Raw genomic sequence first — 12,751 nt, forward strand, 5'->3', positions numbered from 1 at the left:
AAATCCCCCAAAGCATAGAATAGGACGGCCAAAGGCCAGGGGTGTGCAACCGCCGCCCCTGGCTTTTTTAATGCCCGACCATTATCAGCGGCCCGATCCCAGGGAAGACAGCACGCGGGCGATCTCCGGCAGCAGGTCGGCCACCGTCTGGTCGGCCCGGGTCAGGAACAGCCGCATCGACGGGAACCAGGGCCGCACGGCGGTGCCGAGCGTCGTCCAGTCCCCCGCCCGTCCGAACCGCCAGACCGGCACCCCCAGCGCCCCCGCCAGTTCTCCGGTGGACACCGCCGGGGCGATGACCAGATCCAGCGCAGCGGTCAGCGCCGCGGCGCCCTCCAGGTCGTTGCGCAGATCCAGATCGTCCCAGACGGCCGGCGCCGTGCCGAAGCGGCGCCGCGCCGCCTCCAACTCGGCGGCGCAGTCGCCGTACTGCAGGGTCACGAAGTGAACTCCCGGTATGGCCAGCACCGGCCCCCAATCCTCCAGCCGGGTATAGTCGGGCATCCGCTCCGCCGTCAGCAGGCCGCTGCGCCATGCCACCCCGACCTTCAGGCCGGGCCCGAGCGCGGCCAGCCGGTCCCGCCACAACGCCACCCGCTGGGGGGCCGCCCTCAGGTAACCGGCCTCCCGCGACGGGAAAGCGGCAAGCGACCGGCGCAGCCGGCGCGGCAGGGACCCGATGGGGATGTGCAGATCCACCCCCTCCGCCGGTTCGTCCTGCCGGTCGGGAGCGGGCCGGATCGTCGCCTGCGGAAAGGACCGGCCGAACAGGGGAACGAAGCGCGGGTCGCACTCCACCACCACATGGCCGGCGCGGGCGATCAGGTCCGGCAGGCAGCCGGCGAACATCACCTCGTCACCGATCCCCTGTTCGCGGGAGACGAGGATGCGTCGACGGTCCAGCCGCTCGCCGCGCCACAGCGGCACGCCGGGCTGCCGGGCTCCCCCCGTCATCTCCGTTCCGTCGAAGCGGCGATCATAGCCGGCCCAGCCGTCCGACAGGGCGCCCCGGGTCAGGCAAAGCAGGCTCTTGTTGAAGAGCGCGGCCGGCTGTCCGGGATCGAGGCGCAGCGCGCGATCGCACCAGCGCTCCGCCCTGGCGAAGTGCCCCATCTCCCGCAGCAGGCGCCCCAGGTTCGCCATGGCCTCGGCAAGCGCGGGATCGAGGGCAAGCGCCCTTGCGACGGCCCGGCACGCCTCGTCGAGCCGGCCCTGCCTCCGCAGCGCGACGGACAGGTTCTGCCAAGCGGAGTCGAGGTCGGCGGCGAGAGCAAGGGCCTGCCGGTGCGCGGCAGCGGCCTCGCCGATCCGCCCCAGCCGCAGCAGCACCGTCCCGAGATTGTCGGCGGCCTGCGGCAGGGCCGGATCGGCCAGGGCGGCCCGGCGATGAGCGGAAGCCGCCTCCTCCAGCCGGCCGCTGCGGTCGAGCGCGTTGCCCAGGTTGGTCAGCAGAGCCGCATCGTCCGGCCGGAGCGCAAGCCCGGCGCGCAAGGCCCGGATCGCATCGCCCGGCCGGCCGAGCGCAAGCCGGACACTGCCCAGGCTGGCATGCGCAGCCGCGTAGCCGGGCTCGGCGGCGACGGCGGCAGCGATGGACGGTTCCGCGGCTGCGGAGTCACCCGTCTGATGCAGCAGCAGGCCCGACAGATGAAGCGCCACCGGATCGCCCGGCCGCAGCCGTAGAACCCGCTCGTAAAGAGGGGCCGCGTCGCCGAGCCGGCCGGCGCGATGATGCTCCGCCGCCGCCGCCAGCAGACGATCCGGATCGTCGGGGGCGGAGGGCGTGGACGGGGGCAGCGTGGACGGGAGCGGCGTGGACGGGGGCGCAGGCTCCTCTCCCGTCCGGCGAAGCACTGCCGCCATCCGCCCCACCACCTCGGGCAGGGCCTCGCCGGGCTGCGGTTGGAACAGGCGCATGCTGGGGAACCACGGACGCACCGCGGTGCCGAGCTGCGTCCAGTCCGGACCGCAGAACCGCCAGACCGGCACGCCGAGCGCCCCGGCCAGCTCGCCCGCCGACACGGCAGGGGAGATGACGAGGTCGAGATTGGCGGTCAGCGCCGCCGCCCCCTCGAAGTCATCCTTCAGGTTCAGGTCGGCCCAGCGGTGGATGCGCCGGCCGAAGCGATCCTCCGCGGCCTGCAACTCCGCCTCGCACTCTCCATACTGCAAATTCACGAAGGTCAGCCCGGGCACGGCGAAGAGCGGCGCGAAAGCCTCCAGCGTCGCGTAGGCGCCCCGCCGCTCGGCGGTGACCAACTGGCTGCGCCAGGCGATGCCGACCCGCAGTCCCGGGCCGAGAGCCGCCAGCCTCTCCCGCCATGCCTCGACCAGCGCCGGGTCCGGGACCAGCCAGGACGGCCGGTCCGGGAAGCGCCGCAACTCCGGCCGCAGCAGTCTCGGCAGGCTTCCCGCCGCCACCTGCACGTCGATGTCCCGCGGGTCCACGGTCTCCGCCCGTACCGTGGCGCCGGGAAAGGAGCGGGCGAACAGGCTGGCCAACCGGCGGTCGCACTCGATCACCAGATGACCGGCGCGGTTCAGAAGCTCGCCATAGCAGGAGGCGAACAGGATCTCGTCCCCCACCCCCTGCTCGCGCCAGACCAGCAGCCGGGACCGGGAGACGTTCTCCCCCTTCCAGGCGCGCGCGGCGGTGAAGCGGCGACGCTGGCCGAGGAACTGCGGCGTCGCGAACCGCCATTCATGCTCTGTCCAGCCGGCGCGAAGCTGTCCGTCCTCCAGCAGCAGGTGGGCAAGATTGTAGTGGGCCTGCGCGGAGCGGCCGTCCCGCGCGATCGCCTGACGGCAGGCCTCCGCCGCGTCCGTCGGGCGACCGGCGCGCCGCAGCAGAAGGCCGAGGTTGACGTGCGGCTCGGGCAGGTCGGGCCGCAGGTCCGCCGCCCTGCGGTGACAGGCTTCCGCCTCGGCGACGCGGCCCAGGGAGTCCAGCGCGTTGCCGCGGTTCGTCCAGGCTTCGGCGAAACCGGGATCGACGAGCGTCGCCCGGGTCAGCAGGCGCTCGGCCTCGACGAAGCGGTCGAGCCCGTACAGCATGATGCCGAGGTTGCTGAGCGCGTCGGCACCGGCCGGGTCGAGCGCCAGGGCCCGGCGATGGCAGGCCGCCGCCTGGACGAGATCACCCGACAGACTGTTCGCCAGGTTGCCGAGGTGGGTGTGGGCGAGCGGCAGGTCGGGCCGCAGCCGCAACGCACGAAGGATGCAGCATCGCGCCTCCTCCTCCCGCCCCAGGCGGATCAGCAGGACGGCCCGGTTCACCAGGACGCCCGCATTGTCGGGCTGCGCGGCGGCGGCATGGCGCAACGCCCGTTCCGCCGCCTCCATCCTGCCCAGCGCCTGCAGCGCATCAGCCAGCGCGGCATGGCCGGCGCCGTTGCCGGGATCGGCGGCGACCGCCCGCGCGAGCAGGCCGGCAGCCTCCGCCGCCTCCCCCCGCCGCAGGGTGATGAGCCCGGCGAGATGCAGGGCGACCGGCTGGTCCGGCACATCCGCCAGCAGGTCGCGGGCAAGCCGTTCGGCCGCCGCCGCATCGCCCTCGCGATAGAGCGCGATGGCCCGGGAAAGCTCCGTCTCGACGTCGCGGGAGGGCGGCGATGCCTCCCCGGCCGGCATGCATGTCGCCTCGGCAAGAGTGTGGCGGAGCGTGCGGGCGATCCGCTCCAGCACGGCGGGCAACGTCTCGCCCGGCTGCGGCTGGAACAGGCGCATCGTCGGGAACCAGGGCCGCACGCCGGTGCCGAGCTGCGTCCAGTCCATGCCGCAGAAGCGCCAGACCGGTACGCCGAGCGCCCCGGCCAGTTCCCCTACCGACATCGCGGGCGACAGGACCAGATCGAGACTGGCGGTCAGCGCCGCCGTCCCGTCGAAATCGTCCTTCAGGTTCAAGTCCGGCCAGCGATGGATGCGCACGCCGAACCTCTCCTCCGCCTGTCGCAGCTCGGCCTCGCAGTCGCCGTACTGCAGATTGACGAAGATGATGCCGGGAATGGCGAAGATCGCCCCCCAATCGGCGAGCGCGGTGTAGGCGGCGCGCCGTTCCGTGGTCATGACCTGGCTGCGCCAGCCGATGCCGACCCGCAGGCCCGGACCGAGCGCGTCCAGACGCTCCCGCCATCGATCCACCAGCATCGGGTCCGGGACCAGCCAGGGGGCCTGCTCCGCGTAGTCGGCCAAGCTGCGGCGCATCCGCTGCGGCAGGCTGCCCGCCGGCAGGTGGGCGTCACAGTCCGGCGGAACGATGGTTTCCCGCCCGTCCGTGCCGATGCTCTGCGACCGCACCGTCGCGGCGGGGAAGGAACGCTGGAACAGCGGCACCAGCCGCCGGTCGCACTCGATCACCAGATGCCCGACGCGCCGGATCAGGTCCGGATAGCAGGAGGCGAAGAGGATCTCGTCGCCCACCCCCTGCTCGCGCCAGACCAGCAGGCGGCGGCCGGACAGCTCCTCTCCCCGCCACAGGGGGGCGGCGAGCGGCCGGTCCTCGTATCCCTTGGCGCGGAACCGCCATTCGTAATCGTCCCAGCCCGGCCCGATCTCCCCCAGGGCCAGCCGCACCATGCCGCGGTTGAGGTGCGCCGGACCGAGATCGGGGTCGAGCTCCAGCGCCCGATCCAGGCTGGCCCGCGCGGCCGGGGCATCGGCCGACGCCTGCCACAGCAGCATGCCCAGGTTGGCGTGCGCCTCGGCCAGCGTTTCCCTCAGCGCGATGGCCTTGCGGTGGGCCGCCTCCGCCGCGCCGGTCTGGCCGAGCAGCGACAGGACGAGGCCGCGGGCCGTATGGGCGTCGGCATTGTCGGGATCGATCCGCAGGGCGCGGCGCAGCGCGAGGTCCGCCTCCTGCAGCCGGTCGAGGTCCTGAAGCTGGCTGCCGAGGTTGGTGTAGGAGTCGGGATAGTCCGGCTGAGCGGCGATGGCCTTGCGGCGAAGCTCGACCGCCCTGGCGGGCAGGTGCCATGCCTTGTAGACGCCGCCCAGATTGTTGAGCGCCTTGCCGTAATCCGGCCGCAGCATCAGGGAGCGGCGATAGCAGGTCTCCGCCGCATCCAGCGCGTGCAGCCCGTCATGCGCGGTGCCGAGGTTGTTCAGTGCCACCGGGTCGTCCGGCTGCAGCGCCACGGCCGCCCGCAGGGCCGGCACCGCCCGTTCGTGCCGCTCCAGGTCGAGCAGCACGACACCGAGGTTGTTGAAGGCGCCGGGCAGCGCCCCCAACGCCAGGGCCTGCTCATAGCGGTCCGCCGCCGCCGCCAGCCGTCCGGTGGACTGGAGCACGGTGCCCAGCGTGAACAGGACGAGCTGGTCGGCGCCGGCCGTCGCGGCCGCGGTCTCCAGCACGGCCAGGGCCTCGTCCGTCCGCCCCTGCTCGGCCAGAAGCCCGCCAAGCTCGCGGCCGAGTTCCGGATCGGCGGGAGCGTCGGCGAGCGCCCGGCGCAGGCAGGGCTCGGCGTCGGGATGGCGCAGGCCGCGCAGCGCAAGGGCCAGATGACGCCATGCCGGTACGTGACCGGGTGCGGTCCTCAGCAGCTCGTGAAAGCACCGGGCGGCGAGGTCGAGGCGTCCGGCATCGCGGTAGAGAAGGCCGAGATTCAACCGCGCCGCCGTCGAGCCGGGAGCCAGCTCCAGGGCACGGTCATAGGCCTCCGCCGCCTCCTGCCGGCGGCCGAGCGCCTGCAGGACGGTACCGAGATTGCTGTGCGCCTCGGCATAGGCGGGATCCTGGTCGATGGCGGTCGCCAGGGAACGGGCCGCCGCCTCGTACCGGCCGAGGTCGGCCAGGACCGTGCCCAGGCTGTTGTGGGCGGCGGGAAACCTGGGGTTGACCGCAATGGCGGCCTGGATCCGCTCCAGGGCCAAGTCGGAGTTGCCGGACTGATGGGCGGCGACGCCCGACAGGTGCAGCGCGTCGGCATGGCGGGGGGCGGCGCGCAGGATGCGTCCATAGAGGTCTAGCGCCTCCTGCAGCCGGCCGGCGCGGTGGCGGTCGATGGCCTGGTCGAGCAGTGCAGCGGTTGACGTCACCGTCACCCTATCGACCGTCAGATTCCGGCGGAGGGATCGTCATCCGCCTGCGGTTCGCCACCCTCTGCCGCGGTCCTGAACATCTTCCGGCAGAGCTTGAGGGCCCGGTAGTAGTTGCGCGCCTCCACCAGCCGTTCGATCTCATCCAGATCCTTCGCCCGGTCCGGCCGGGCCGCCCGCGTCTCCTCCAGGATGGAGGCGAAGCGCTGCAGGTTGAGCACCGCGTCTTCGGGAAAGATGTAGACGAGCTGGATGACGAAATAGAGCTTCTTCTCGATGCAGTCGATCTGCTCTTCCTTCAGAACCTCGCGCCCGCGCAGGAAATTGGCGGTGTTGTAGAGGAAGAAGGAGCCCGGCCGGTCTCCGGCGCCGATCACGGCACCGTTGATGATGACCTTCTCGTTGGGGCGCAGAACGAACTTGAGCGGCATGACGGGAACCCGGTGAGGCGGCATCGCCGGCCGCCGGCCGAAGCCGGCCGGGCACGGCCTGGAATAGGATGGCCATCCTGGGGACGGCCCGAAAAGGAAACGGGCGGCGGCTTGCGCCGCCGCCCGCCGGGCGTGATCCTACCCGAACTGCCAGGATTAGAACAGACGCAGGATGGACTGCTGCGACTGGTTGGCGAGGCTGAGGGCGATGGTGCCGAGCTGCTGGCGGGTCTGCAGCATCAGCAGGTTCGCACCTTCCTCGTTCTGGTCGGCCAGCGTCAGCTTGCTGGCACCCTCGGTCAGCACGTCGCTGAACTCCTTGGTGAAGTTCTCGCGGGTCGTGATGATGTTCAGGTTGGTCGACAGGTTCTGCGAGGCGGAACGGATGGTCTGCTTCGCGTAGTCGATGCCTTCCACCGCCTTGTCGATGTCCTTGCGGTCGGTCCAGTCGTTCTGGGCATAGTCCAGACGCAGGCCCTGGCCGCTCGTCGTCAGGTTGACGGCCGACACCTTGATGGCGTTGGTGTTGCGCTCGTTCAACTGCACCGTCAGGTCGTTGGCGCTGTTGGCATCCGCCACCTGCACCGTCACCAGGTTCGCCGCCGAGTTGGCCGACGCCGCCTTCCTGATGGTGTTCTGGTCGACCTTGACGCGCACCGTGCCGGTGTCGAAGGCGAAGGACTGCTCGCCGTCCGACAGCTTGCCCTCGCCGCGGGCGGCGGTGCCGTCGCGGGTGACCTGCGAGCCGTTCAGGTTGGTGGCGGTGAGCTGGATGTTGACCTTCTTCTCGATGGTCGAGATGCCGTTGCCGCCGTTGGCCGCGGCCTCCAGCAGGGTCCGGTCCACCGTGAAGGACACCACGGTGCCCGACGCGAAGCTCTCGGAGATGCGCTTGGTCAGGGCGTTGGTCGTGGTCGCCGACACCGTCATCTCACGGGCGACGCCCGTGGTCTGCGCACCGGTCAGGGTCACCGTGCCGGCGCTGCCGACGGACACCGTGGCGACGTCCTTGCCGCTCAGCCGGCCGCCGGCGCCCAGGGCCGAGGAGATCGAGGCCTGGAGCTGGGTGGCGATGTTCTGCTTGGCCGTCTGGCCGACCGCGACGTCGGTGGAGGTGGCGGTGTAGCTGAAGGTCTGCCCCTCGACCGTGATCGAGAAGATGTCGCCAGCTTCGATGGTGCCGCCGACCGTCACCTTCGAGATCTGCGCGACGCCCGAGGTCGCGGCGCGCGTCAGGTTGGTGGAGATGCTCTGGTTGTTGTCGAAGTAGGAGATCGTGCGGCTTTCCTTGCCGTCCGACACGATGAAGGAGCGCTCGCGGCCGGTGGCGCCGCGCACCTCGATCTGCACGTCGGAGAAGCTGCCCGACGAGGTCGACATGGTGCCCGACAGCTTCAGGCCGGTCAGGCCGTGCGCCATCTCGGCGCCGTTGATGTCGGCCGCCGCACCGGTGATGGCGCCGTCGCCCTTGACGCGCAGCGTGTAGGTGTCGGTGGCGATGACGTTGGTGACGCGGGCGTTCTCGAGACCCTGGATCGTGTTGACCGCGGCGCGCGAGGTGTTGGTGGAGTCGAGCCGGAGGCCGTTGCCGGCGATCAGGTTCTTGCCGGCATAGCCGCTGTCGCCGGCCAGCTTGTCGATCTGCTCCTTGAGCTGGTTGAACTGGGTGGCCAGCGCCTTGCGGGTGGCGACCGAGCCGGCGTCCGTGCCGAGGGCGGCATAGGCGGCGGTGGTCAGGCCCTTGGCCTGGTCGATCATGGTGTCGATCGACGACAGGCCCTTGTCGGCGGCCTTGATGGTGCTGATCGACTGGCCCATCGCGTCCTTCAGCGACGACAGGTCGCTGGCGCGCTGGGTGAGGCCCTTGGCGGCGAAGAAGGCGGTCGGGCCGTCGAGGGCCGTGTTCACCTTGTTGCCGGTCGACAGGATGTTCTGCTTCTTCGCGATCTGATCCTGAACGTTCTGCAGCTGCAGAAGGTTCGTCCGCATCGATGCGGTCAGGGAGACTTCGTTCGCCATGGTCGTCACTCCTTTGGAGGATTCGATCCCGCCCGGCCGGGGTCATCCCCTTTGGCAGCGCGGACGGAAGGGGACTAATTCCCCTGTGACCGTGGTAGGCAAGAAGTGGGCCACGGCAAAAACCACCCGGGGATCCAGGAAATCCGTGCCTCCCGGCAAAAAGGCACCCGGCAAGAACTGCCTAGCGCCCGGCAGTTTCTGCCGGATCCCCGGCACCGCTTGCCGGGTAGGCAGATTCTGCCGGGTATTTCCTGCCGGGCAACACAACCACCCCGCAGGCGGCGAGCGGGCCGGCCGCAAGCGCCACGCTGCCCCAGGACCAGCCGACCCCGAAGCCGGACAGCAGGAGACGCCGGCGTCCGGTGCTAAGCGCGTCGGCCAGTTCGGTGGCAAGCGCCAGGGGAATGGAGGCGGAGCTGGTATTGCCATAGGAGCCGAGCCCGATCACCGTCTGCCCGGGCGTTGCCCCGAGCTTCTGGGCCAGGTGGCGGATCATCTGGGCGTTGGCCTGATGCAGGACGAGATGGTCGATCTCCTCCATCGCCCAGCCGGCCCGGTCGAGCGCGGCGCGCACGCTGCCGGGAACTTCGCGCAGCGTGAAGGCGAAGACCTGCGTCCCGTCCATGGCGAGACGGGCGGGCTCCTCCGGACTGCGCATACCGCCGCCGGACACCGCGAGGTAGGGCGCCCCCGCCCCGTCGCTGCCGAGGTCGAAGGCCATGGCGGGCGCTCCCTCCTCCTGCTCCAGCGCGACCGCGGCGGCCGCGTCGCCGAACAGCGGCGCCACCGCCCGGTCGGCCGGATCGACCAGCCGCGACGTCGTGTCGCCGACCAGCAGCAGCGCCCGCCGCCCCGCCGCCTTCAGCATCCCGGCCGCGGTCCACAGCCCGTAGACGAAGCCGGAACAGCCGTGGGTGAGGTCGAGCACCGCCGCCCCCTTGCGCAGCCCGAGCCGGCGATGCAGCAGCGAAGCGGTTCCCGGCAGGATGTGGTCGTGGGTCTGCGTCACCAGGACCAGGAGGTCGACGCTGTCCGCCTGCCATCCCAGCCGGTCGAGCAGGCGGCGGGCGGCGAGGTCGGCGAGATCGGAGGTGCATTGGCCGGGAGCGACGACATGGCGGGACTCGATGCCCGTCGCCTTGGCGATCTTCTGCGCCGCCTCCTCGCCGAAACGGGCCGCGAGGTCGGCCTGCGTCTCCCGCCCCTCGGGGACGCAGGCGACCAGGCCGCGGATGGCGACGCCGTCGAGGGTGCTGGCGACCATGGGGCGCTCCTTTCGGGAGGACGGCTCAGCAGGTGATGCCGCCGTCCACCGTGATGGTCTGGCCGGTGATGAAGGCGCCGCCCTCGCCCAGCAGGAAGCGGACCACCGGAACCACGTCCCCCACCCCGCCGAGCCGGCCGAGCGGCGTGCGGCGGATGATCTGGTCGCGCTGGCCCGCCGACAGCGTACCCGACATCTCGGTTTCCAGATAGCCGGGCGCCACCGAGTTCACCGTCACCTGCAACCGCCCGACCTCGCGCGCCAGCGCCCGCGTCAGCCCGTCGAGCCCCGCCTTGGAGGCGGAATAGGCGGCGAGCCCGACATAGCCCCGCTGCCCGATGATCGAGGAGATGTTGACAATCCGCCCCGGCCCGCGACGCAGCAGCTTGGCCCGCAGGAAGGCCCGCGCCACCTGGATGGCGCCGGTCAGGTTGGTCTGGACGACCTCCTCCACGTCCACCTCGGGAAAGGTGGCGAGCACCCCTTCGCGGGCGATGCCGGCATTGTTGACGAGCCCCCACAGCGGCGAGGGGCCGGCCCATTCCACCGCCGCCTCGACAAAGGCACGCACCTGTCCGCCGTCGCCGATCCGGCAGGCCTGCCAGAACAGGTCCGGCCCGGCCAGCCGTTCGAGTTCGGCGGCCGGGCCGCGGCTGCAGGTGGAGACGCGGTAGCCCTCGGCCAGGAGCGCCTCCACCAGCCCGAGGCCGAGGCCGCGGCTGCCGCCGGTGACGATGACGTGGCGCTTCGCGCGGCCGTTCTCGCCTGGATCTGTCATGGCTCGGGCCTCCGGCTCTTCTTTCCCGCGGTGGACAGCGCGATGTGGTCGGCGAAGGTCAGCACCCGCGGACGGGCAGCCGGCGCCAGCGGCTCCAGCGCGACGCGGATCGCGGATCGCAGCGCGCTCTCCTCCACGCCGGGCTGCGGCACGACGGTGGCGGTCAGGATCCAGCCGGAGATCGGGTTCGCCCTCGGCTCCACCAGCGCGTCCAGCACGCCGGGAACCGCCAGCAGGGCCGTCTCCGCCGCCTCCGGCGAGACCTTCACCCCGCCGACATTGATCCGTCCGTCCAGCCGGCCGGCGAACAGCACCCGGCCGTCCCGCAGTTCCACAAGGTCACCGGTCGACAGCCAGTCCCCGGCGCCGTCCAGCATGGCGCGCGGGCTGCGCACCTCCAGCACGCCGCCGGCGATGCGGAGCCCGACCCCGTCCACTCCCGTCTCAAGCCACTCGGCCGGGAAGCCGGCGAGACCGTCGGCGACGGCGAACAGGGCGCCGGCCTCGGTGGAGGCGTAGATGTGCCGCAGCCGCGCCTGCGGAAAGCGCTCCGCGAGGCGGTCGAGCAGCGGCTGGTCGGCCGCCTCGCCGCCCAGCGTGATCGCGGCGAGTGGCGGGGCCTCCGCCCCCAGCGCCATCAGGAAGGCCCGCCAGAAGCTGGGCGTGCCGCTGACATGGGTGACGCCGTGGTGCACCGCCGCCCGTGCCAGTCCGCCGACCCCGCCCCCGGGCTCCGCCACCAGCGTCGCACCGGCCGCCGCCGCGGTCAGAATGACCTGGAGGCCGGCGAAGGCGCCGGGTTCGTAGGTCAGCAACCAGCGGGCGCCGGCGTCGGCGGTGCCGCGCAGCCGGCCGCGCAGCCGGTCGAAGCCATGGCGCACCAGCTTCGGCACGCCGGTCGTGCCGGAGGTCTCCAGCAGCACGGCGAACCCGGGCAAGGCCGGCAGGTCGGGATCGGATCCGGCGTGGCGCTTCAACAGGATCGGCTGCCCCGCCCGCTCCGCGGCGGCCAGGGCGACGAGAACGACGGAGGGCCGCCCCGCCTCCACCACGCCGCCGGCCGGCGCCGGCAGCCGGCACAGCGCCTCGCGGTCGAAGGACGTACCGCCCTCGATCAGCCGGAATCCCGGCGCGATCCAGCCTGGCGGGGCCGAGACCGTCATGCCGCGACGGCGTAGAGCGATGCCAGCTCGCCGACCGTCGTGAACTGGCGGAATCCTTCGCGGAACGGATCCCGGCCGGTCCGCTGCTCCAGCACCACCAGCAGGGTCGCAAGGTCGAGCGAGTCGATCGGCAGGTCACCGCCCAGGAAGACGGTGCCCGGCGACAGCGGCGGCAGGGTTTCGCCCTTGTCGGCGACGATGCGGCCGAGCTCTTCCGCAATCAGGGCAAGCAGGGAGTCGGTCATGACGGATCGCAGGAGGACATGAAGGAACGGAGGGCGGCGGTCAGCGGGCTCGAAGCCTCAGTATGCGGCAAGTGGCCGGCATTGTCGAAGAGGTGGAAGGGGGCGTCGGGTGGCCGCAGCTCCGGGGGCGGAACCGGGATGATGTGATCCTCCCGCCCCCAGAGGAGCTGGACCGGCGCGGTCAGCGCCGCCCAGTCGACCGGTGCGCCGGGGCCGCGGGCGAAGGATCCCTCGATGATCGCCTCCAGCGCCGCCCGCCGGGCCGGGTCGGCCGCCTGGGCATGCAGGACCTCGCCCACCCGGCCGACGAGGACGGAGGGGCGGGCGAAGAGGCGGCCGGCATAATGGCGTCCCTGCTCCACCGACTCGAGCCGGACCAGCCGGTGCAGGAATCCGACGTCGAACCAACTGCCGAGGCCTGCCGAGGCGATCAGCGACAGGCTCAGCACCCGCTCCGGCGCCTGCCGGGCAAGCTCCAGCCCGACATAGCCCCCCATCGAGTGGCCGACGACATGGACCTGCGGGATCTCCAGCGCGTCCAGCAGCCGCAGCAGCCAGGGCGCGAAGCTCCCGATCCGGCCGTCCCCGACGTCGAGCGTCGAGGCCCCGTGCCCCGGCAGGTCGACGGCGATCGTCCGCCGGTCGGCGGCGAGGCCGGACAGGTTGAACTGCCAGGTCAGCAGATCCCCGGCGAATCCATGGAGCAGCAGGGCCGGAAGCCCGCCGCCCCGCCCGGCCGACAGGTAGGCGGCGGGACCGCCCTCCATCTCGGTCAGGGCACGGGACAGGCGCCCGCCGGCCGACACCGGACGCGGCAT

The 12,751-nt window shown here is 71.9% G+C and carries 8 protein-coding genes; all 8 read right to left on the reverse strand.

Annotated features, from left to right (window positions below):
• Positions 1-84: 84 nt before the first annotated feature.
• The 8 genes from DEW08_RS04295 to DEW08_RS04330 all read right to left on the reverse strand — a co-directional run bounded on the left by DEW08_RS04295 (position 85) and on the right by DEW08_RS04330 (position 12,751).
• Positions 85-6,033 carry a tetratricopeptide repeat protein gene (locus tag DEW08_RS04295; RefSeq protein WP_109325269.1) on the reverse strand — a complete coding sequence of 1,983 codons (5,949 nt, stop codon included), beginning with the start codon at positions 6,031-6,033 and terminating at the stop codon, positions 85-87.
• Between the two features lie 17 nt (positions 6,034-6,050).
• Positions 6,051-6,464: a flagellar biosynthesis repressor FlbT gene (locus DEW08_RS04300; RefSeq protein WP_109324752.1), complete on the reverse strand. Its 414-nt coding sequence runs from the start codon at positions 6,462-6,464 to the stop codon at positions 6,051-6,053.
• Positions 6,465-6,620: 156 nt separating this feature from the next.
• Positions 6,621-8,483 (reverse strand): flagellin N-terminal helical domain-containing protein, encoded by a 1,863-nt coding sequence (locus DEW08_RS04305; protein WP_109324753.1) that lies wholly within the window; start codon positions 8,481-8,483, stop codon positions 6,621-6,623.
• A gap of 181 nt (positions 8,484-8,664) precedes the next feature.
• A complete protein-coding gene (locus DEW08_RS04310) occupies positions 8,665-9,747 on the reverse strand; it encodes a 3-oxoacyl-ACP synthase III family protein (protein ID WP_109324754.1) in 1,083 nt (360 codons plus the stop codon).
• A gap of 25 nt (positions 9,748-9,772) precedes the next feature.
• Entirely contained in the window at positions 9,773-10,525 is a 753-nt protein-coding gene (locus DEW08_RS04315) for an SDR family NAD(P)-dependent oxidoreductase (protein ID WP_109324756.1), read from the reverse strand.
• A complete protein-coding gene (locus DEW08_RS04320; RefSeq protein ID WP_109324757.1) occupies positions 10,522-11,688 on the reverse strand; it encodes an AMP-binding protein in 1,167 nt (388 codons plus the stop codon). Before DEW08_RS04320 ends, DEW08_RS04315 begins: the two co-directional genes overlap by 4 nt.
• A complete protein-coding gene (locus DEW08_RS04325) occupies positions 11,685-11,933 on the reverse strand; it encodes a hypothetical protein (protein ID WP_109324758.1) in 249 nt (82 codons plus the stop codon). The genes DEW08_RS04320 and DEW08_RS04325 overlap by 4 nt, the downstream gene beginning before the upstream one ends.
• Positions 11,930-12,751, reverse strand: a complete 822-nt coding sequence (locus DEW08_RS04330) for an alpha/beta fold hydrolase (protein WP_109324760.1) — start codon at positions 12,749-12,751, stop codon at positions 11,930-11,932. Before DEW08_RS04330 ends, DEW08_RS04325 begins: the two co-directional genes overlap by 4 nt.

Source organism: Azospirillum thermophilum (assembly GCF_003130795.1).
GTDB lineage: Bacteria > Pseudomonadota > Alphaproteobacteria > Azospirillales > Azospirillaceae > Azospirillum > Azospirillum thermophilum.